This window comes from Streptomyces sp. NPDC060194 (assembly GCF_042728285.1).
Taxonomy (GTDB): domain Bacteria; phylum Actinomycetota; class Actinomycetes; order Streptomycetales; family Streptomycetaceae; genus Streptomyces.
On sequence record NZ_JBHWZH010000010.1, the window covers coordinates 22,952 to 43,761 of the forward strand.

Annotated in this window: 14 protein-coding genes and 1 pseudogene; 9 read left to right on the forward strand and 6 right to left on the reverse strand. The window is 73.0% G+C overall.

Going from position 1 to position 20,810, the window contains the following annotated elements:
* Nucleotides 1-5: 5 nt before the first annotated feature.
* A complete protein-coding gene (gene ligD / locus ACFWEG_RS03815) occupies nt 6-1,277 on the forward strand; it encodes a non-homologous end-joining DNA ligase (protein WP_387208823.1) in 1,272 nt (423 codons plus the stop codon).
* 111 nt (nt 1,278-1,388) lie between these two features.
* On the opposite strand, the gene ACFWEG_RS03820 is transcribed toward ligD, so the two are convergent.
* Both ACFWEG_RS03820 and ACFWEG_RS03825 read right to left on the reverse strand, forming a co-directional pair.
* Nucleotides 1,389-3,554: an OmpL47-type beta-barrel domain-containing protein gene (locus tag ACFWEG_RS03820; RefSeq protein WP_387208896.1), complete on the reverse strand. Its 2,166-nt coding sequence runs from the start codon at nt 3,552-3,554 to the stop codon at nt 1,389-1,391.
* A 56-nt stretch (nt 3,555-3,610) separates the two neighbouring features.
* The gene (locus ACFWEG_RS03825; protein ID WP_387208825.1) at nt 3,611-6,124 is read right to left on the reverse strand and encodes a ThuA domain-containing protein; all 2,514 of its coding nucleotides are present in this window, start codon (nt 6,122-6,124) and stop codon (nt 3,611-3,613) included.
* 200 nt (nt 6,125-6,324) lie between these two features.
* On the opposite strand from ACFWEG_RS03825, the gene ACFWEG_RS03830 reads away from it, so the two are divergent.
* From ACFWEG_RS03830 to ACFWEG_RS03845, 4 genes and pseudogenes are all read left to right on the forward strand, one after another.
* Nucleotides 6,325-7,314: a multicopper oxidase domain-containing protein gene (locus tag ACFWEG_RS03830; protein ID WP_387208827.1), complete on the forward strand. Its 990-nt coding sequence runs from the start codon at nt 6,325-6,327 to the stop codon at nt 7,312-7,314.
* 118 nt (nt 7,315-7,432) lie between these two features.
* Nucleotides 7,433-8,482, forward strand: a complete 1,050-nt coding sequence (locus tag ACFWEG_RS03835) for a LacI family DNA-binding transcriptional regulator (RefSeq protein WP_387208829.1) — start codon at nt 7,433-7,435, stop codon at nt 8,480-8,482.
* A 181-nt stretch (nt 8,483-8,663) separates the two neighbouring features.
* Nucleotides 8,664-8,930, forward strand: a pseudogene (locus ACFWEG_RS03840) (ArsR/SmtB family transcription factor); the annotation flags it as partial.
* A gap of 142 nt (nt 8,931-9,072) precedes the next feature.
* Nucleotides 9,073-10,668 carry a GMC family oxidoreductase gene (locus ACFWEG_RS03845; protein WP_387208831.1) on the forward strand — a complete coding sequence of 532 codons (1,596 nt, stop codon included), beginning with the start codon at nt 9,073-9,075 and terminating at the stop codon, nt 10,666-10,668.
* Between the two features lie 85 nt (nt 10,669-10,753).
* Here the strand turns inward: ACFWEG_RS03845 and ACFWEG_RS03850 are convergent, their stop codons facing one another.
* The 3 genes from ACFWEG_RS03850 to ACFWEG_RS03860 form a co-directional block, all read right to left on the reverse strand.
* Complete coding sequence (locus ACFWEG_RS03850) at nt 10,754-11,731, reverse strand: acyl-ACP desaturase (protein WP_387208833.1); 978 nt, start codon at nt 11,729-11,731, stop codon at nt 10,754-10,756.
* A gap of 234 nt (nt 11,732-11,965) precedes the next feature.
* Nucleotides 11,966-13,612, reverse strand: a complete 1,647-nt coding sequence (locus ACFWEG_RS03855) for an ABC-F family ATP-binding cassette domain-containing protein (RefSeq protein WP_387208835.1) — start codon at nt 13,610-13,612, stop codon at nt 11,966-11,968.
* Between the two features lie 602 nt (nt 13,613-14,214).
* Complete coding sequence (locus tag ACFWEG_RS03860) at nt 14,215-14,628, reverse strand: SsgA family sporulation/cell division regulator (RefSeq protein WP_387208837.1); 414 nt, start codon at nt 14,626-14,628, stop codon at nt 14,215-14,217.
* A 187-nt stretch (nt 14,629-14,815) separates the two neighbouring features.
* Here ACFWEG_RS03860 and ACFWEG_RS03865 point away from each other — a divergent pair, with 187 nt between their 5' ends.
* The gene (locus tag ACFWEG_RS03865; RefSeq protein WP_387208839.1) at nt 14,816-15,496 is read left to right on the forward strand and encodes an endonuclease V; all 681 of its coding nucleotides are present in this window, start codon (nt 14,816-14,818) and stop codon (nt 15,494-15,496) included.
* Between the two features lie 379 nt (nt 15,497-15,875).
* Here the strand turns inward: ACFWEG_RS03865 and ACFWEG_RS03870 are convergent, their stop codons facing one another.
* Complete coding sequence (locus tag ACFWEG_RS03870) at nt 15,876-17,039, reverse strand: saccharopine dehydrogenase family protein (protein ID WP_387208841.1); 1,164 nt, start codon at nt 17,037-17,039, stop codon at nt 15,876-15,878.
* A 166-nt stretch (nt 17,040-17,205) separates the two neighbouring features.
* On the opposite strand from ACFWEG_RS03870, the gene ACFWEG_RS03875 reads away from it, so the two are divergent.
* The 3 genes from ACFWEG_RS03875 to ACFWEG_RS03885 all read left to right on the forward strand — a co-directional run bounded on the left by ACFWEG_RS03875 (nt 17,206) and on the right by ACFWEG_RS03885 (nt 20,785).
* Nucleotides 17,206-18,369 carry a CaiB/BaiF CoA transferase family protein gene (locus ACFWEG_RS03875; protein ID WP_387208843.1) on the forward strand — a complete coding sequence of 388 codons (1,164 nt, stop codon included), beginning with the start codon at nt 17,206-17,208 and terminating at the stop codon, nt 18,367-18,369.
* On the forward strand, nt 18,366-19,508 hold the full coding sequence (locus ACFWEG_RS03880; protein WP_387208845.1) for an acyl-CoA dehydrogenase family protein: 1,143 nt from the start codon (nt 18,366-18,368) through the stop codon (nt 19,506-19,508). Before ACFWEG_RS03875 ends, ACFWEG_RS03880 begins: the two co-directional genes overlap by 4 nt.
* A 62-nt stretch (nt 19,509-19,570) precedes the next feature.
* The gene (locus ACFWEG_RS03885; protein WP_387208847.1) at nt 19,571-20,785 is read left to right on the forward strand and encodes an acetyl-CoA C-acetyltransferase; all 1,215 of its coding nucleotides are present in this window, start codon (nt 19,571-19,573) and stop codon (nt 20,783-20,785) included.
* Nucleotides 20,786-20,810: the final 25 nt, after the last annotated feature.

A 20,810-nucleotide genomic window follows, 5' to 3' on the forward strand; every position in this document is an offset into this window, starting at 1 on the left:
TCGACATGGGTGTGCAGAGCGACGGTCCGAAGGACGGCAGCGGTGCGGGTGCGGACGGCGGCCGTGACGCCGGGGGTGGCGGGCGGTCCGACCGCGGCCGGCGCGCCACCGCCGGGGGCGGTGCCGAGGCGGGCGCCGGCCGCGGCGCAGGAGCCGGCGACGCGGGCGGGGACGCGAGCCGTGCGGCCGCGTCCACCGGCCCGGTCCGCCGCAAGGCCGCCACGCCTGCCGAGGCCGGCGCGGCCGGTAAGGCGCGCGGCGGCCACGGAAGCCCGGTCCAGATCGACGCCGGGGGCCGGTCCGTGCGCCTCTCCAGTCCCGAGAAGGTGTGCTTTCCCGACCGGGGGTACACCAAGGCCGACGTCGCGCGGTACTTCCTCGCCGTCGGCGACGGGATCCTGCGCGCCCTCCGCGACCGGCCCACCACGCTGGAGCGCTACCCGGACGGGGTCGCCGGCGGCTCCTTCTACCAGAAGCACGCGCCCAAGAACCTGCCCGACTGGATCCCGACCGCCGAGATCACGTTCCCCAGCGGGCGCAGGACGCGGGAGATCGCCCCGGCCGAGATCGCCGCGGTGATCTGGGCCGCGCAGTTCAACACCCTGACCTTCCATCCCTGGCCGGTCCGCGGGGACCGCCCCGACCACCCCGACCAGCTCCGCATCGACCTCGACCCGCAGCCCGGCACGTCGTACCCCGACGCCGTCCGCGCGGCGCACGAACTGCGCTCCGTCCTGGACGGGTTCGGCGGTCTGCGGGGCTGGCCCAAGACCTCCGGCGGCCGGGGGTTGCACGTCTTCGTGCCTCTGGAACCGCGCTGGACGTTCACCGAGGTGCGCCGCGCCGCCATCGCCTGCGGCAGGGAGCTGGCGCGGCGGATGCCGGACGGGGTGACCACCGCGTGGTGGAAGGAGGAGCGCGGCGAGCGCATCTTCGTCGACTACAACCAGACCGCCCGCGACCGCACCATCGCCTCCGCCTACTCCGTCCGAGCCCACCCCGACGCCCGGGTCTCCGCGCCCCTGCGCTGGGACGAGCTGGACGACGCCCGCCCGGCGGACTTCGACCTCGGCTCCATGCCCGCCCGCTTCGCCGAACTCGGCGACGTGCACGCCGACATGGACGACCACGCCTATTCCCTCGACGCCCTCCTGGAACAGGCCGACCGCGACGAGCGCGACCACGGCCTCGGCGACCTGCCGTACCCGCCGGAGTACCCGAAGATGCCGGGCGAGCCGAAGCGCGTCCAGCCGAGCCGGGCGCGGCACGACACGTAGCCCGCGGCACGCGGAAGGCCGCCACCGGTACGCCCGGCAGCGGCCTCCGTCACGAGCTCACAAAACAACGAGCTCACGAACCCACGAGCTCACGAACCCACGGACGTGCGGTCAGAGCTCCTGCACCCGGATGTCCCGGTACGAGATCACGTCCGTCGTCCCGTGCACCTGCAGCCCGATGTACCCGGACGCGAACCGCCGTCCGTCGGTCCCCGGGTCGTCACCGCGCGGCGGGCTGAACGCCTGGCCGCCGGTGTTCTCGAACTCGTTGATCAGCACCCCGTTCCGGTAGACCGAGTAGTGCTGGTCGACGACCCGGATCTCGTAGTCGTTCCAGGTCCCCTTCGGCGTCACCCGCGCGCCGGCCAGGCCGACCCGGTCGAAGCCGTAGAGGGAGCCGGTCTTGTACATGTCGCCGTCGGGCCGGTCCAGGACCTGGACCTCGTGGCCGTACTTGATGGCGACCCACTCCGGGCGCGACTCCTCCGGGTGGTCGTGGACCTGCGGGAAGCGGACGAAGACCCCGCCGTTGGCGTTGCCGTTGCCCGGTGCGTCGTCCCGCCACTGGAGCTTCAGCGAGAAGTCGCCGAACCTGCGCTGCGGGAACCACAGCATGCCCATGCCCGGAACGGTCGTGCTGCTGGTGATCGAGCCGTCCGCGTTGAGCCCGAACTGCCCGCCGCCGACGTGCTGCCACTTGGCGAACGACGAGGCGGTGCCGTCGAAGATCGGCGTGTAGCCCTCGGTCTGGCCCGGCTTGCCGATGCCGGACCTCTTGGCCGCCGCGTAGACCTTCCTGTGCTCGCGGGCGTCGATCACCCCGTCGGTGAGCAGGCCGTCGAGCACCTTGTCGACGTGCTTGAGGAACAGTGCGTGCGACGACCAGGACTTCTCGTCCTCGATCAGCTCGCCGATCGTGCACCGGCTGCGGGTCATCCGGTTCGGCACCCCGCTGTCGACCGTCCCGACGATGACGGTGAGCCGCTCGTCGTGCTCGGGGCAGGACGGGGCGGGCACCCCGCCGCCCTCCGCGACGGTGAACGCCGTGGTCTTCGCCGCGGCCGTGTTGCCGGCCTTGTCGGTCGCCCGGTAGGCCACCGTGTGCCGGCCGACCCGGTCCACGAGCACCGGGACGGTGTAGGCGAGGTACGGACCGCCGTCGAGCGAGTACTCGACCTTGTCCACCCCGGAGTCGGCGTCGGTCGCGGAGACCGTCACCTTGGCGCTGGTGACGTACGCCCCGTCGGAGTTCTTCGTCCCCTCGACCTTCACCGACGTCGTCGGCGGCGTCCTGTCGACGACCGGCGGGGCGACGACGGTGAACGTCACGGACTTCTCCGCGGCGGCGTTCCCGGCCTTGTCGGTGGCGCGGTAGCGGACGGTCTTCTCGCCCACCTCGTGCACCATGACCGGGCCGGTGTACGCCGTCCACGCGCCGTCCGCGCCGAGCGCGTACTCGATGGTGTTGACGCCCGAGCCGGCGTCCGACGCGGTGACCGTGACCGTCGCCATGTCGATGTAGCGGCCCTCGGCGTCCTTCTCGCCGGTGACGGTCGCCGAGGTCTCCGGCGCCGTGGTGTCGTCCGTCGGCGGGGCGACCACCGCGAAGTCGACGGACTTCTCCGCCGCGGTGTTGCCGGCCTTGTCGGTGGCCCGGTAGCGGACCGTGTGGGTGCCGACCTCGTCGATCACGACCGGGTTGGTGTACGGCTGCCAGGCGCCGTCCGCGCCCACCGCGAACTCGGTCCGCTCGACACCGGAGCCCGCGTCCGTGGCGGTGACGGAGACCGTCGCCTGGCCCACGTAGGCCCCGTCGGCGTTCTTCGTGCCGTCGACCTTCGCGGAGGTCTCCGGGGCGGTGGTGTCCTCGCCGGAGCCCTCGGTGACGACCAAAATGCCCTGCATCGAACCGTGGCCGGGGATCGTGCACTTGAACAGGTAGCGGCCCGGGGTGAGGGTCACCTCGGCGGTGTGCCTGCCGCCGTTGGCGTCCGAGGGGTTGGCGAGGATGTTGAGCGGGACGTCGTTGTTGTACTCCGGGTCCGACACGTCGAAGGTGAGCGTGTGCGGCATGCCGGTGGTGTTGCCGGTGGCGGCGCTGTTCTCGAAGACGATCGTCGTGGGTCCGGCGACCGCCGTGGTGGGCTGGGAGACGTACTTGTCGATGCCGTCGCCGGCCGTCCAGGTCAGCGTCTGCGCGGCCGCCTTCGGCTCGGGGCCTGCGGCCGGTCCGGAGGCCTCGCGGCCCCACGCGGCCGAGGTCAGGCCGAGCACCATCAGGAGGGCCGCGAGCAGCGCCGTCCCGATCCGTGCCGGCCGCGGGTTGCTCGCTCTCAACTCACCGTCTCCTTCCGGGCGACGTCGTCGGCGGCCGGCGTCGCCTGGCCGCCCTTGTAGGTCACGCGCCACAGCGCCGACTTGGCGTCCGAGGTGAAGAACCCGCGGCCGTAGTCGAGGACGTAGAGCGCGCCGTCGGGGCCGAACTTCCAGTCCATCAGGTTGCGGATGCCGTCGTTGCCGACGGGGATGATCTTCTTGAGGTTCTCGGCGTGCACCGGGAGCCCGCCCTTGCCGACCGTCTTCGGGTCGGTGAGCACCGCGTGCCGCGGCTGGTCCTGGTCGTAGAAGTCGCCGACGAACCACTTGCCGTCCCAGTACGACGGCCACTTGACCGTGGACGCGCTCGACTCGTCATAGCGGTAGACCGGGCCGTTCATCGTGGCCTGGCCGCCGCCCTTGAGCCACGACAGGAGGTACGTGCTCTCCTCCTGCTTGTAGCTGGGCACGCCGTTCGCGTCGCGCGGGAAGTCCGGCGCGCCGCCCTGCGGCGAGTACCAGATGGTGTTGCCCGTCACCGGCGGCAGGTTGACCAGGCCGTCGTTGTTGGGCGACTCGTTCTTCGGCGCATTGCAGTCGTACCAGCCGAGCGGCTTGCTCGGGTCGGGCAGGTTGCGGTCCCGGTAGGGCTGCTTGTTGCCCATGCAGTACGGCCAGCCGTGGTTGCCCGCCTCGGTGATCGCGGCGAAGGTGTCGTACTTCGCCGGGCCCCAGGTGGTCGACGGGGCGCCGGCGTCGGGGCCGACCCAGCCGGCGTACAGCGTGTCCGTCTTGAGGTCGACGTCGATCCGGGCCGGGTTGCGGACGCCCATCACGTAGATCTCGCCGCGGGTCTTGCCGCCGCCCTCGGCCGTCTCCTCGCCGGTGAAGAGGTTGCCCTCCGGCAGGGTGTAGGTGCCGTCCTGCTCCGGGTGGATACGGAGGATCTTGCCGTTGAGGTTGTTGGTGTTGCCCGCCGTGCGGCGGGCGTCGGCGAAGGACACGCCCTTGTAGTTGGGCTCCGGGTTGTTGCCGGAGTAACCGCTGCTGAACTGGGAGGAGTTGTTGTCCCCGGTCGCGATGTAGAGGTTGTCCTTGGAGTCCCAGGCCATCCCACCGCCCGCGTGGCAGCAACTGTGGATCTGCACCGGCCACTTGAGGAGGACCTTCTCGCTGGAGAGGTCCAGCTTGTTCGTGGTCCGGTTCAACGTGAAGCGGGAGACGTACCGTTCGGCCATCCGCTTGTCCCGGTCGATCCTCGAGTGCGGGGTGTAGTGCAGGTACACCCACCCGTTGTCCTCGAATCGGGGGTCGAGCTCGATGCCGAGCAACCCCTCCTCGTTCTTGACCAGTTCGTCGCCGCCGCCCTTGTTGCCGAAGACGGTGAGCGAGCCGGCCAGGGTGACCTGGTCCGTCTTCGGGTCCCAGATGTGGACCTCGCCCTGGCCCTTGCCGATCTCCGGGTTGCTCCAGTCGGTGACCACGGGCTTGGAGGAGTCGGCGCCGCCGCGGCCGATGTAGAACACCCGGCCGTCCTTCGCGGTGACCAGGCCGTGCGGTTCGCCGATCTGGTCGTTCTGTCCGGGCTGGTTTGGCTTGGTCAGCCGGGTGGCGGTGTAGTTGGCGTTGATCGCGGCCTGGCAGTCGGCGCGGACCAGGCGGGTGGTCCAGTTGAGCGCGCCGCGCAGGTGGGCGCGGAAGTCGGTCTCCTGGTAGCTGTCGGCCGTCCCGCCCATCGCGGTGTAGAAGGACCGGCCGCCGTCGTAGTCGCGGCACCAGGAGACGGGGTGGTCGGCGCCGTTGGCGCCCGCGCCCGGGGTGTAGGAGTTCTCCCGCACCCGCGCCACGGTGTGCACGGTGCCGGAGGGGTTCGTCGCCCAGTTGAGCCACTTGTCCGGCCGCTTCCACTCCAGCGGCAGGCTCTTGGTGGCCGGATGCTGACGGTCGCCTACCTCGACGACCGCGCGCTGCACGGCCGTCGGGTTGCTCTTCGCCGGGCGGGCCCCGATCAGGCCGCCGAACCAGTCGGAGTACGGCTCGGTGCGGGCGGCGTCGTGCAGGCCGAGGAACCCGCCGCCCGCCTCGATGTACGTCTCCAGGCCGGCCTCCTGGTCGGCGTTCAGCACGTCGCCGCCGCCGGTCAGGAAGACCACGGCGTTGAACCTGCCGAGCCTCGCCCGGGTGAAGACCGAGGCGTCGTCGGTCGCCTCGATGGTGAAGCGGGTCGCGGCGGGTCCGGTGCGGCCGATCGTCTCGATGGCCTCGATCCCGGCGTCGACGACCGGTGACTCCTCGGTCGCCGAGCCGTGGAAGACGAGCACCCGTACGTTGTCTCCGCCCGGCGGCGAAGGGACGGACAACGTTGTCCGCGGATCCGGAGCCGGTTTCGCGGTGGCGGGGGAGACCCCGCCGAGCAGTCCCGCGGTGACGGCCCCGGCCACCAGGCCGGTGGTCCAGACGCGTCGGCTCCGCCGTCGTCTGTGGCTCAAAACCCCTGATTCCGTGTGTTGTTGATGCGGCTCTCGTCGCATGCGTTCACCCACCCCTCATCGGTCGCGGCTACAGCGCGGACGAAGCTAGACCTCTTTCGACGCAAGGCCAAGACCTATGACCGGAATCTCTCGAACTTTGTCCTGAGTGTGGATAAACCAGCGGGACGCGGCTACGGTGTGCCCGGTCCCAGGGGGCACTGCGGCCCCGTCAATGACGCCCGGAACGTGGGGAGTTCGAGATGGACAGACGGAGTTTCAACCGACGGGTGTTCGCGGGCGGCGCGGTCGCGGCGGGCCTGACATCGTTGTCCGTCGCGGGCTCGGCCAACTCCGCGCCGACGGTCGAGAACCCGCCCCGGACCGCGCCGGCCGGCGGCCAGGTCCGCAACCTCAAGCTCTACGCCGAGAAGCTCCCGAACGGGCAGCTCGGGTACGGGCTGGAGAAGGGCAAGGCGACGATCCCCGGCCCGCTGATCGAGCTCAACGAGGGCGACACCCTCCACGTCGAGATGGAGAACCTCACCGACGTCGACGCGAGCCTCCACGTCCACGGCGTCGACTACGAGATCAGCTCCGACGGCACCCGGCTCAGCAGGAGCCACGTCCCGCCCGGCGAGACCCGCACCTACACCTGGCGCACCCACGCCCCCGGCCGCCGCAAGGACGGCACCTGGCGGGCCGGCAGCGCGGGCTACTGGCACTACCACGACCACGTCGTCGGCACGGACCACGGCACCGGGGGCATCCGCAAGGGCCTCTACGGGCCGGTGATCGTCCGCCGCAAGGGGGACGTGCTGCCGGACCGGACGTTCACCATCGTCTTCAACGACATGACGATCAACAACCTGCCCGCCGGGCCGGACTTCAGGGCGACGCTCGGCGAACGCGTCGAGTTCGTCTCGATCACGCACGGCGAGTACTACCACACCTTCCACGTCCACGGTCACCGCTGGGCCGACAACCGCACCGGCCTGCTGACCGGCCCCGACGACCCCAGCAGGGTCGTCGACAACCTCATCGTCGGCCCCGCGGACTCCTTCGGCTTCCAGGTGATCGCCGGCGAGGGCGTCGGCCCCGGGGCGTGGATGTACCACTGCCACGTCCAGAGCCACTCCGACATGGGCATGGCCGGCCTCTTCCTCGTCGCCAAGGCCGACGGCACCATTCCGGGGTACGAACCGCACCACCCGGGCGGGGACGGGGACGGGGGCGGGGGTCACGAGCACTGAGTCGAAGCGGGGTCTGAAAGCGCTCTCACGGCGACGGCGGCGGGGGATATCCTGGGCGTGAACCGCGGGTCGGTCCACGCCGTGCCCGCCCCGCACGCCGCCGCCGAGGAGTAGTCCGTTGAGCCAGCCGCATGTCGCCGGCCTGTCCCCGCGTCCCACGCTCGAGGCCGTCGCCGAGCGGGCCGGGGTGTCGCGGGCGACCGTGTCGCGGGTGGTGAACGGGATGCCGGGGGTGCGGCCGGGGCTGGTGGACCGGGTGCGGCAGGCGGTGGAGGAGCTGCGGTACGTGCCCAACCAGGCCGCGCGCAGCCTCGTCACCCGCCGGCACGACGCGGTCGCTGTCGTCATCGCCGAGCCGGAGACCCGGGTCTTCGCCGACCCGTTCTTCGCCCAGCAGCTCCGCGGCATCAGCAAGGAACTCACCGCCCACGACTCGCAGTTGGTGCTGCTCCTGGTCGAGGGCCCGAACGACTTCGCCCGCGTCGGCCGCTACCTCGGCGGCGGCCACGTCGACGGCGCGCTCGTCTTCTCCGTGCACATCGACGACCCGATGCCCGTCATCATCGACCGCAGCGGTCTGCCCACCGTCTACGGTGGCCGCCCGGTCAAGAGCACCGACACCGCCGTCCCCTTCGTCGACTGCGACAACCGGGGCGGCGCCCGCGAGGCCGTGCGGCACCTCGTCTCCCTGGGCCGGCGGCGGATCGCGCACATCACCGGACCGCTCGACCAGACCTCCGCCGTCGACCGGCTCGACGGCTACCGGGACGTCCTGCCCGACGCCGACCCCCAGCTCCTGGCCACCGGCGACTTCACCCCGGCCGGCGGCGAGCGCGCCATGTGCGAACTCCTGGACCGCGCACCGGACCTCGACGCCGTCTTCGTCGCCTCCGACCTCACCGCCTCCGGCGCCCTGCGGGCCCTGAAGGCGTACGGGCGCCGGGTGCCGGAGGACGTGGCCGTCGTCGGGTTCGACGACATCACCACCATCGCCGAGCACACCGAGCCGCCGCTCACCACCGTCCGCCAGGACATCGAGGAGATGGGCCGCGAGATGGTCCGCCTCCTCATGCGCGGCCTCGACCGCCCCGACGGCGACGGCGCCCCGGTCACCCCGCCGCCCCCCGTCATCATGCCCACCGGCCTGATCCGGCGCGCCTCCGCCTGACGAGGGCCGCGGAAGGGCTCCACCCGCCGCCCCGGGAGGCGGTTGCGGTGTCCTTCTCGGAGGCGACGGCGGACGCCGAGAGGAGCGTCGCCGCGCTCAGCCCGCCCCACAGCGCGCCCGGACCGTGCGAGGCGAGCGCGGCGATCACGGCCGGCGAGACGGGCGCGACGCCTCGGCCCCGCTGGAGACGATGACGCTCCGCCTCGACGCGCTCGCCCACCCCGTCCGGCTGCGGCTCCTGCGCATCCTGGCCCGCGGCCCGCACAGCACCGGGGAGCTCGCCCACGCCTGGGAGCTCTCCTCCCCCGAGGTCTCCCGCCACCTCGCCGTCCTGCGCCGCGCGGGGCTGCTCACCGCGCAGCGCCACGGGCGGTACGTGCGCTACGTCCTCGACCCGTCCGTCCTCACCGGGTTGGGCGACGACCTGCTGGCGGCCGTCCTGCGCTGAGCCGGGCCCGCGCCGCCCGCGACCGCCGGGCAGAACCGCCGGTAACGGTTGGGCGTGCGCCGTCCTTCCCACAGGGATGCGGCGCGGCCATGCTGGGCAGTCGGGACCCGAAGGCGGTCGATCCGGAACTGGGGGCGGCGAGTTGAGCACGAAGGCGCGCGCGTACGACTACATCATCGTCGGAGCGGGCTCGGCGGGCTGTGTGCTCGCCGCCCGGCTCTCGGAGGACCCGCGGGTGCGCGTCGCGCTCGTCGAGTCCGGCGGACGGGACCGGCGCAGCGAGGTCAGGATTCCCGCCGCCTTCACCGCGCTGTTCAAGACGCCGTACGACTGGGACCTGCGGACGGCCAAGCAGGAGGCGCTCGGCGGCCGCGAACTGTACTGGCCGCGCGGCCACGTCCTCGGCGGCTCGTCCTCGCTCAACGCCATGATGTGGATTCCCGGCCACCGCGCCGACTACGACGCCTGGGGCGAGCTGGCCGGCGAGGAGTGGGCGTACGACGCCTTCGTCCGCTACGTCCGCCGGGCCGAGCGCTGGGCCGGCGCCGGCGACCCCGCCCGGACGACCGCCTACGGCACCGACGGGCCGCTGCACATCGCGCCGCTGCGCGACCCGCACCCGGCCACGGCCGCCTTCCTGGAGGCGTGCCGGGGCGCCGGCCTGCCCGAACTCCCCGAGCTGAGCGGCCCCGACCACAGCGGCTGCGCCCCCACCCCCGTCAACCAGCGCCGCGGCCGCCGCTGGAGCGCCGCCGACGGCTACCTGCGCCCCGCCCTCAAGCGCCCCAACCTGCACGTGTACACCGACACCCGGGTCAGCCGACTGCACTTCGACGACACCGGCACCCGCGTCAACGGCATCGTCGCCGAGCGCCCGGGCGCGAACACCCTGCTCGCCCGCCGCGAGGTCGTCCTCAGCGCGGGCGCGGTCGGCTCCCCGCACCTGCTGCTGCGGTCCGGCATCGGGGACCCCGACGCCCTGCGGGCCGCCGGGGTGCGCATCCGGGTCGCCTCGCCCGAGGTCGGCCGCCACCTCCAGGACCACCTGGCGACCGCGATCACCCTGCGCACCACCGAGCCGATCTCGCTCACCGGCGCGAAGACCCTGCCGAACCTCCTGCGGTACCTCCTCGCCGGCCGCGGGCCGCTCACCTCGAACATCGCCGAGGCGATGGCGTTCACCCGCAGCACGCCCGAACTGGCCGCGCCCGACCTGGAGTTGATCTTCGCGCCGGTGCCGTTCGTCGACCACGGCCTCGCGCCGCCCACGGAGCACGGCCTCACCATCGGCGTCGTGCTCCTGCAGCCCGAGTCCGCCGGCACGCTCTCCCTGGGCGCGGACGGGGCCGCCGTCATCGACCCCGGCTACCTCACCTCGGACGGCGACCTGCGGACCCTCGTCGCGGGCGTCCGCCAGGCGGAGGCGCTGTTCGCCGCCCCGCCGCTGGCCCGGCTCACCGCCGACCCGATGGGGGAGTACCCGGGCGTCCTGGACGACGCGGCGCTCGGCGAGCTGATCCGCGCCACCTCGCAGACCCTCTACCACCCCGTCGGCACCTGCCGGATGGGCCTCGACCCGTACTCGGTCACCGACCCCCGCCTGCGGGTGCGGGGCGTGCCGGGCCTGCGGGTCGTGGACGCGTCGGTCATGCCGCGGATCACCCGCGGGCACACGCACGCGCCGACCGTCGCCCTCGCCGAGAAGGCGGCGGAACTGATCCAGGAGGACGCGGCCTGAGCGGCGCCCCCTACGCGAGCAGGCCCGCGCCTCCCGCTTGAGGCACGGACCTGCGGTTCGGGGTTGCCGTCGAGAGCGGCCCGGGTCAGCCCGCGGCGCGCGCCGCGAGCCGCGCCTTGCGGGCGGCGAGCTTCTCGTCGAACTTCGACGCCTCGGAGTCCAGGCCGTTCATGTACAGGCCCAGCTCCTCCTGCGCCTTCAGGCCCTCCGGGCCCAGCCCGTCGATCTCCAGGACCTTCAGGTAGCGCAGCACCGGGGCGAGCACGTCGTCGTGGTGGATGCGCAGGTTGTAGACCTCGCCGATCGCCATCTGCGCCGCGGCCCGCTCGAAGCCGGGCATGCCGTGGCCGGGCATCCGGAAGTCGACGACGACGTCCCGCACGGATTTCATCGTCAGGTCCGGGGCCAGCTCGAACGCGGCCTTCAGGAGGTTGCGGTAGAAGACCATGTGCAGGTTCTCGTCGGTCGCGATGCGGGCGAGCATGCGGTCGCAGACCGGGTCGCCGGAGTGGTGGCCGGTGTTGCGGTGCGAGACGCGGGTGGCCAGCTCCTGGAAGGCGACGTACGCGACCGTGTGGAGCATCGAGTGCCGGTTGTCGGACTCGAAGCCCTCGCTCATGTGCGCCATCCGGAACCGCTCCAGCTTGTCCGGGTCCACCGCGCGCGAGGCGAGGAGGTAGTCGCGCATCACGATGCCGTGGCGGCCCTCCTCGGCCGTCCAGCGGTGCACCCAGGTGCCCCAGGCGCCGTCGCGGCCGAACAGGGCGGCGATCTCGTGGTGGTAGCTGGGCAGGTTGTCCTCGGTGAGGAGGTTCACCACGAGGGCGATCTTCCCGAGGTCGGAGACCTTGGACTGGCCGGGGTCCCACGCCTCGCCGTCCTCGAAGAAGCCGGGGAAGTTCCTGCCGTCGCCCCACGGCACGTACTCGTGCGGCATCCAGTCCTTGGTGACCTTCAGGTGGCGGTTCAGCTCGGTCTCCACCACTTCCTCCAGCGCGTACAGCAGGCGGGCGTCGGTCCATTCGGCCGACGGGCCGGCGAGGCGGGGGGCGGGGATCGTCACAGGAACTCCAGAGGAACGGGGACGGCTCTTACCTACGCTCTCGTAGGTTACGAGACCGTAGGTTAAGCACCGCGTAAGCCTCGGGCCAAGCCCGGGGGCGGGATGTGGCGGTATGGCCGCCCCGGCCTCGGTCGGGGCCGGGCTCCGGTGGCGTGGATGAGATGCATGTCACACCCTGTGCGACCGGGCGTGGCGCGGGGCGACGGCGGCCCGTCCCCGCCCCCCGCCCGTCGCTCACCCCTCCTCGTGGCCGGGCGTCCCGTCCTCCGCGCCCGCCTCGTCCGCCTCCGCGCCCAGCTCCAGCCACCGGGTGATCCCGACCGACTCCAGGAACGGCATGTCGTGGCTGACGACGACCAGCGCGCCCTCGTACGCGTTCAGCGCCGCCGTCAGCTGCCGGACGCTCGCGAGGTCGAGGTTGTTGGTCGGCTCGTCGAGCAGGAGCAGCTGGGGAGCGGGCTCGGCGAGCATCAGCGCGGCCAGCGAGGCGCGGAAGCGCTCGCCGCCGGAGAGGGTCCCCGCGCGCTGGTCGGCGCGCGCCCCCTTGAAGAGGAAGCGCGCCAGCCGGGCTCGGATCGCGTTGTGCGTCGCGCCCGGCGCGAACCGGGCGACGTTCTCCGCGACGCTCAGGTTGTCGTCGAGCACGTCGAGCCGCTGCGGCAGGAAACGCGCCGGGACGTGCACCCGCACCTCGCCGGCCACCGGCTCCAGCTCGCCCGCGATCGTCCGCAGCAGCGTCGTCTTGCCCGAGCCGTTGCGTCCGACCAGCGCGATCCGCTCCGGCCCGCCGACGGTGAGCGTCCCGGGGAGACCGGTCCCGTACACCGTCTCCACCTCGGTGAGGGTGAGCACGTTCCGGCCGTACGGCACGGCCGTCGACGGCAGGTCGATCCGCACCTCCTCCTCCCGGCGCACCGCCTCCTCGGCCTCGCCCAGCCGCTGCCGGGCGTCGTCCAGCCGCCCCTCGTGCAGCTTCCTGCCGCGCGCGGCCGTCTCCTCCGCCTTGCGCCGCATCGCGTCCATCATGACCTTCGGGTGGCTCCCGCTCGCCGCGAGCTGCCGCCCCTTGCGGTCCCGGCGGGCCTGCTTCGTCTGCGCCTCCATCAACTCCCGCTTCTCGCGCCGCACTTCGGACTCCGCCGCGCGCACCGTGCGCTCGGCGGCCTCCTGCGCGGTCGCCAACGCCGCCTCGTACGCGCTGAACCCGCCGCCGTACGTCGTGATCGCGCCGTCGTGCAGGTCGGCGATCTGGTCGACCCGCTCCAGGAGCTCCCGGTCGTGGCTCACCACCACCATCACCCCCTGCCAGCCGTCCACCGCCGCGTACAGCCGGCGCCTGGCGTGCAGGTCCAGGTTGTTCGTCGGCTCGTCGAGCAGCAACACGTCCGGCCTGCGCAGCAGCAGCGCGGCGAACCGCAGCAGCACCGACTCCCCGCCCGAGATCTCCCCGATCGTCCGGTCCAGGCCCACGTGCCCGAGCCCCAGCTCCCCGAGCGTCGCCAGCGCGCGCTCCTCCACGTCCCAGTCGTCCCCGACGACCGCGAAGTTCTCCTCGCTCGCCTCACCCCTCTCGATCGCGTGCAGCGCGGCCCGCCGCTCCGCGACCCCCAGGGCCCGGTCGACCCGCTGCGTCGTCTCCAGCGTGAGGTCCTGCGGCAGGTACCCGACCTCCCCGCTCACCCGGATCCGCCCCGACGCCGGCCTCAGCTCCCCCGCGACCAGCTTCAACAGCGTCGACTTCCCCGACCCGTTGACCCCGATCAGCCCCGTCCTCCCCGGACCGAACCCGACCTGCAACCCCTCGAACACCGGCCTCCCGTCCGGCCAGGCGAACTCCAACGGCGTGCTGCTGACGGACAGCGATGTAGTGGAATGGGTCATGACAGGCCTCCGCGATGGCGTGAGTGATCAACGTGCCGGACAACGCGTACGGAGACACCACGGGGCGACAGCGGAACGACGAGCGCGGGGCGGCTTCAGCCACGAAAAAGGCCCGCGTGTCCGGAGGACGGCGCATATGCCGAGGTCGCACGACACCTCACGCGATCACTGTCGCGTGCAGCGGTGGTGACTCAAGACCTCAGATGCGCAACGTTCCACTCCGATCGACGACGACAGGGCCGAGATCGACGGTACGGGGGGCGGGGCGGGACATGCAAACGCGTTTTCGCGTGGGAGCGCGCGAGCCACGAACTCTCGGGCGCATCCAAGCCACGAACTCTCGGCCGCATCCGAGCTGCGAACTCCCGGGCACGCCCGAGCCGGCAAAAAATTCAGCCCGGCCGGCGTCTGAGGCCGCCGGGCGGAGCCCGGTACGCGCGGCGGAGCGGCGAACTCCCGGGCACGCCCGAGCCGTAAGAAACTCAGCCCGGCCGGCGTCTGAGGCCGCGCGGCCGCAGGCCGTGCACCCGCGGCGGAGCCGCGAATCCCGCTGCCGCCGCCCAAGGCACCCGCCGCGAATCCCTCGTTGCCGCCGCCCAAGGCTACCCGCGGAGGAGCTCCGCCAGCTCGCGGTCGAGCCCCAGGTGAACCGCCTCTTCCCCGACGGGGACGAGCCCGACCGTCAGATCGAGGAACCCCCGCAACTCCGCCGTCCGGACGTGCACCATCGCCGCCCCACCCTCCGCATGGAACTCCAGCACCGTCCGCCCGAACCCGTACGGCCGCACCCGCACGTCCCCCGCCCCGCACCCCTCGCCGGCCAGCCCCTCGTCGAGGAGGTCCCGCGCGAACACCCAGCTCACCGCGTCCCCGTCGAGCGTCGCCGCCGGCGGGAACGTCATCCGCACCGCGAACGGGTCCGTCGCGTCGTACCGCAGGACCACCGGCACGTCCGGCCCCCCGGGATGCGTGGTGATCAGCCGGGCCTGCACGGACTGCTCGATGACGGTGGACAACGCCGGCCTCCTCGGGGCGAGGGCGCGCGGCCGTCCGCCGGCGCGCGTCGCGGGACCGGCGCGGTTCCGGCCCGCACCCGGTCAGACGACGGAGCGCGGGAATCCGTGCCCACCGACGGGGGGTGAGGTGCGTCACACAGGCTCCCGCCTGCGGTTTCGTATCGCCGGAGCGCCTACGCTCTCCGCCGTGACCGTCACCGTTCCCGAAGACTGGCCCGCCGACGAGCGGGAGGCCCGGGCGGTGCAGGACGCGCTGCGGGAGCGGGTCGTGCTCGACAACAGCGGGCCCGCGGTGGGGGTCGGGCACGTCACGGGCGTCGACGTCGCCTACGACGACGCGCGCGATCTCGTCGTCGCCGCGGCGGTCGTCCTCGACGCGGAGACGCTCGACGTCGTCGAGTCGGCGACGGCCGTGGGGCGGGTGTCGTTCCCCTACGTGCCCGGGTTGCTCGCGTTCCGGGAGATCCCGACGGTGCTCGCGGCGCTGTCGTCGCTGGGCGCGGATCCGGGGGTCGTCGTGTGCGACGGGTACGGGCTCGCGCATCCGCGGAGGTTCGGGCTGGCGAGCCATCTCGGCGTCGTCACCGGGGTGCCGACGCTGGGGGTCGCGAAGAATCCGTTCACCTTCCGGTACGAGGAGCCGGGGCGGGAGAGGGGGGATTTCGCTCCGCTCACCGAGGGCGATGACGAGTTGGGGCGCGCGCTTCGGACCCGTTCCGGCGTGAAGCCGGTGTTCGTCTCCCCTGGCCACCGGGTGTCGCTGGACGCGGCCTGCGCCCACACCCTGCATCTGACGCCGCACTTCCGCATCCCGGAATCCACCCGCCGAGCCGACGCGCTCTGCCGGCGCACGCTCGCCGAGCTCTGACCGGGGCTCCGCCCCGGTTGTTTTCCCCCCACCCGCCCCTTCCCCAAGTCCCTCGGCGGGCGCCGTCGCGCCTGTCGGCGCGGTACCGGGCTGCGCCCGGTGGCCTCAATGCCGGCCGGGCTAAAATTTTTTGGCGGCTCGCGCCGGTTTGGCGGCTCGCGCCGGAGTTCGTGCCGCTCAGCGGCGACGGGGGCCGCCACCTTCACCCCGCTGTGGGCAATCGTGCCGCAGGGCGGCACGGGTGGGCACAGCCCACAGTGCCGAGCCAGCGACGTTTGCGCCCGCTGCAGGAGGCCCCCCCGGCGGAGCCGGGTCCCACCGGCCGGAGGCCGGGAGGGGGTGTGGGGCGGAGCCCCGGAGGCGGCCCGCCGTGCCGGAGCTACCGCACCGCGGCGACCCGGAAGCGGATGCCCGCCCCCTTCAGCCGCTCGATCAACGCCTCGCCCATCGCCACCGCCGTCGTCACCTGCCCGGACGTCGGCGGCAGATCGTCGTACGCCAGACACAGCGCGGACTCCGCCAGCATCTTCGCCGTCTCGCCGTACCCCGGGTCCCCACCGGACACCTCGGTGCAGACCCGCCGCCCGCCGCCCTCGCCGACGAAGCGGACGGTGAACCAGCTGCGCGCGCGACGGGCCTCGTCGGGCCCGGACCCGGCGGCGAGGCGGGAGGTCAACCAGCGGCGCGCGGCGGGGAGTTGCGCGGCGGCGAACAGGCCGCCCGCCGCCGCGGTGCCGCCGAGCGCGACGGGGAGGTGCCGGACGGAGGCGTAGTGGCGGTAGCGGAAGTCGGGCCCGTAGCGGGGCAGCGCCCGGGCGGAGCGGGCGACGACCTGCGCGTCGAGGGTGGGCAGCGGGACCGCCCAGGTCCCGACCTCGGGCGCGAACCGGGGCGACCCGAGCGGGGCGGACACGCGGCGGTCCGTGACGCGGGGCTCCACCCGCCGGCGGTCGCGCGCGGCGGTGAGGGTCTGCGGGCCGCGGGAGAACGCGGTGAGCGCGGAGGCGAGCGTGCCCCCGCTCATCGCGGCCCGCGCACGGACGTAGCCGTCGACCCGCAGCGGCACGCCCTCCGGGAGCTGCTGGACGGTGAAGTACGCACCGAGGTCGTGCGGGATCGAGTCGAACCCGCAGGCGTGGACGATCCGGGCGCCGGTCTCGACGGCGCGGGCGTCGTGGCGCAGGTACGCCAGGTCGACGAACTCGGGCTCGCCGGTGAGGTCCAGGTAGTCGGTCCCGGCCTCGGCGCACGCCTCGACGAGCCCCTGGCCGTAGGTGATGTACGGGCCCACCGTGGTGGCCAACACCCGCGTGGAACCGGCGAGTTCACGCAGCGAGTCCGCCTCGCCGGTGTCCGCGGTGACCAGCTCCACCTCGACGCCCAGCTCGTCGCGCAGCCGCTCCAGCTTCTCCTTGCTGCGCCCGGCCAGCGCCCACCGGCAGCCCTCCGGGATCCGGTCCGCGAGGTGCCGGGCGGTGAGCCGCCCCACGAACCCCGTCGCTCCGAAGAGCACCACGTCGTACGTCCTGTCCGGGCCGGCCATGTCGTCTCCTCGCCTCGAAGCGCTGTGAGCGTGACGCTGAACCCAACCTAGTACCCACCCCGTAGCCCTGAAACTGAGCGCTTGCTTTCCCGGGGCTTGTGCCGGGGCGGCCCGGTTCATAGCATCGATGGTGTTACATCAGTACTGTCACACCGATGGGGGTGCGATGGCAGGGACCGCGGCCGGCCCGCTCGACGGGGTGCGGGTGGTGGAGCTGGCGGGGATCGGTCCCGGCCCGTTCGCCGGGATGCTGCTCGCCGACCTCGGCGCGGACGTGGTGCGCGTGGACCGCCCCGGCGGCCCGGTGCTCGGCATCGACCCCGCGCGGGACGTGACCAACCGGAACAAGCGGTCCGTCCTCGTCGACCTCAAGGCGCCCGAAGGACCGGTCCGCGTGCTCGACCTGGCCGAGCGGGCCGACGTCCTGATCGAGGGCTTCCGCCCGGGCGTCGCCGAGCGGCTCGGCGTCGGACCGGACGCGTGCCTGGCCCGGAACCCGCGGCTCGTCTACGGCCGGATGACCGGCTGGGGCCAGCAGGGCCCGCTCGCCGAACGCGCCGGGCATGACATCGGCTACCTCGCCCTGACCGGCGCCCTCGGCCTGATCGGCCGCCCCGACGAGCCCCCGCCCGCCCCCGCCAACCTGCTCGGCGACTACGCGGGCGGCTCGCTCTACCTCGTCGTCGGCGTACTGGCCGCCCTGCACCACGCCCGCGGGGAGGGGGGCCGCGGCCAGGTCGTCGACGCGGCGATCGTCGACGGCACCGCCCACCTGACGTCGATGATCCACGGCATGCTCGCCGCCGGCGCCTGGCAGGACCGCCGCGGCCGCAACCTCCTTGACGGCGGCTGCCCGTTCTACGGCACCTACGAGGCCGCCGACGGCCGCCACCTCGCGGTCGGCGCCCTGGAGCCGCAGTTCTACGCCGAGTTCACCCGGCTGCTCGGTCTTGACCCCGAACAGGCCGCCGCCCGCGACGACATGACCCGCTGGGACGAGCTGCGGACCGCCGTCGCGGACCGGTTCCGCACCCGCACGCGCGACGAGTGGGCGGCCGTGTTCGAGGGATCCGACGCCTGCGTCGCCCCCGTGCTCTCGCTCGGCGAGGCCCCGGTGCACCCGCACCTCGCCGCGCGCGGCACGTTCCTCGACCACGCCGGCATCACCCAGCCCGCCCCCGCCCCGCGCTTCTCCGCGACCCCCGGCGCCGTACGCCGGCCGCCCGCGCGGCCCGGTGCGGACACCGCGGAGGTCGCCCGCGACTGGGGCCTCCCGGCGCGGGGCGACGAGGACGAGCCCGCCATCCCGCGCCCCCAGGAGGACCGTTGAAGCGCCAGATCTTCACCGCCGAGCACGACGCGTTCCGCGAGACCGTCCGCACCTTCCTCGCCCGCGAGGTGCTCCCGCACTACGAGCAGTGGGAGCGCGACGGGATCGTGCCCCGCGAGGCCTGGCGGGCGGCGGGCAAGCAGGGGCTGCTCGGGCTGGCCGTGCCGGAGGAGTACGGCGGCGGGGGAGAGCCGGACTTCCGCTACAGCGCCGTGCTGGCCGAGGAGTTCACCCGGGCCGGCGTCTCCGGGCTCGCGCTCGGGCTGCACAACGACATCATCGGCCCCTACCTCAGCGGTCTCGGCACCGAGGAGCAGAAGCGCCGCTGGCTGCCCGGCTTCTGCAGCGGCGAGACGATCACCGCGATCGCCATGACCGAGCCGGGCGCGGGCTCCGACCTCCAGGGCATCGCCACCACCGCCGAGGACCGCGGCGACCACTGGCTGCTCAACGGCTCCAAGACGTTCATCTCCAACGGCATCCTCGCCGACCTGGTGATCGTCGTCGCGAAAACCACCCCCGAGGGCGGGGCGAAGGGGCTCTCGCTGCTCGTCGTCGAGCGCGGGACGCCCGGCTTCGAGCGGGGCCGCAACCTCGACAAGATCGGCCAGAAGTCACAGGACACCGCCGAGCTGTTCTTCACCGACGTCCGGGTCCCCAAGGAGAACCTGCTCGGCACCCGCGACGGGGCCTTCCTCCACCTGATGACGAACCTCGCCCAGGAGCGGATGGGCATCGCCGTCGCCGGGATCGCCGCCGCCGAGCACCTGCTGGAGATCACCACCGCGTACGTCAAGGAGCGCGAGGCGTTCGGGCGGCCGCTGTCCAAGCTCCAGCACATCCGGTTCGAGATCGCCGAGATGGCCACCGAGTGCGCGGTGACCCGCACGTTCCTCGACCGCTGCATCGTCGACCACTCCGACGGCGAACTCGACGCCGTCCACGCCTCCATGGCCAAGTGGTGGGCGACCGAGCTCCAGAAGCGGGTGGCCGACCGCTGCCTGCAACTGCACGGCGGCTACGGGTACATGACCGAGTACCGGGTCGCCCGCGCGTTCACGGACGGCCGCATCCAGACGATCTACGGCGGGACCACCGAGATCATGAAGGAGATCATCGGACGCTCCCTCCTCGGCTGACCCCGCCCCCGCGCACCCGAAGCGCCCCCCGAGACACCCCGAACGCATCCGAAAGGCCTCCTGTGAGCACCGAAGCGTACGTCTACGACGCGATCCGCACCCCGCGCGGACGTGGCAAGGCCAACGGGGCCCTGCACGGCACCAAGCCCATCGACCTCGTCGTCGGCCTGATCCACGAACTGCGCAGGCGCTTCCCCGACCTCGACCCGGCCGCGATCGACGACATCGTGCTCGGCGTGGTGAGCCCCGTCGGCGACCAGGGCAGCGACATCGCCCGGGTCGCCGCCGTCGCCGCCGGACTGCCCGACACGGTGGCCGGCGTGCAGGAGAACCGCTTCTGCGCCTCCGGTCTCGAGGCCGTCAACCTGGCCGCGGCGAAGGTCCGTTCCGGCTGGGAGGACCTGGTCCTGGCCGGCGGCGTCGAGTCGATGTCCCGGGTGGCGATGGGCTCCGACGGCGGCGCGTGGGCCATGGACCCGATGACCAACTTCGACACCGGCTTCGCCCCCCAGGGCATCGGCGCCGACCTCATCGCGACCATCGAGGGCTTCAGCCGCCGGGACGTCGACGAGTACGCCGCCCTCTCCCAGGAGCGCGCGGCGGCGGCCTGGAAGGACGGCCGGTTCGCCCGGTCCGTCGTCCCCGTCCGCGACCGCAACGGCCTCACCGTCCTCGACCACGACGAGCACATGCGCCCCGGCACCACCGCCGACTCGCTCGCCGCGCTCAAGCCGTCGTTCGCCGCGATCGGCGAGATGGGCGGCTTCGACGCCGTCGCGCTGCAGAAGTACCACTGGGTCGAGAGGATCGACCACGTGCACCACGCCGGGAACTCCTCCGGCATCGTCGACGGCGCGGCCCTCGTCGCCATAGGCTCCCGCGAGACGGGGGAGCGCTACGGGCTCGCACCGCGCGCCCGGATCGTCTCCGCGGCGGTCTCCGGCTCCGAACCGACCATCATGCTGACCGGCCCCGCGCCCGCGACCCGCAAGGCGCTCGCGAAGGCCGGTCTCACGATCGACGACATCGACCTGATCGAGATCAACGAGGCCTTCGCCGGCGTCGTCCTCCGCTTCGTCCGCGACATGGGCGTCTCCCTCGACAAGGTCAACGTCAACGGCGGGGCGATCGCGCTCGGCCACCCGCTCGGCGCGACCGGCGCGATGATCCTCGGCACGCTCGTCGACGAACTGGAGCGCCAGGACAAGCGCTACGGGCTGGCCACCCTCTGCGTCGGCGGCGGCATGGGCATCGCCACCGTCGTCGAACGCGTCTGACCGCCCGCGCCCGCCCCCACCCCCT

Excerpts from the sequence above, each read along its gene's own strand:
- ACFWEG_RS03830 (WP_387208827.1), top strand. The coding sequence starts at position 6,325 with ATGGACAGACGGAGTTTCAACCGACGGGTGTTCGCGGGCGGCGCGGTC.
- ACFWEG_RS03855 (WP_387208835.1), bottom strand. The coding sequence starts at position 13,612 with ATGACCCATTCCACTACATCGCTGTCCGTCAGCAGCACGCCGTTGGAG.
- ligD (WP_387208823.1), top strand. The coding sequence starts at position 6 with ATGGGTGTGCAGAGCGACGGTCCGAAGGACGGCAGCGGTGCGGGTGCG.
- ACFWEG_RS03825 (WP_387208825.1), bottom strand. The coding sequence starts at position 6,124 with ATGCGACGAGAGCCGCATCAACAACACACGGAATCAGGGGTTTTGAGC.
- ACFWEG_RS03820 (WP_387208896.1), bottom strand. The coding sequence starts at position 3,554 with ATGGTGCTCGGCCTGACCTCGGCCGCGTGGGGCCGCGAGGCCTCCGGA.
- ACFWEG_RS03870 (WP_387208841.1), bottom strand. The coding sequence starts at position 17,039 with ATGGCCGGCCCGGACAGGACGTACGACGTGGTGCTCTTCGGAGCGACG.
- ACFWEG_RS03875 (WP_387208843.1), top strand. The coding sequence starts at position 17,206 with ATGGCAGGGACCGCGGCCGGCCCGCTCGACGGGGTGCGGGTGGTGGAG.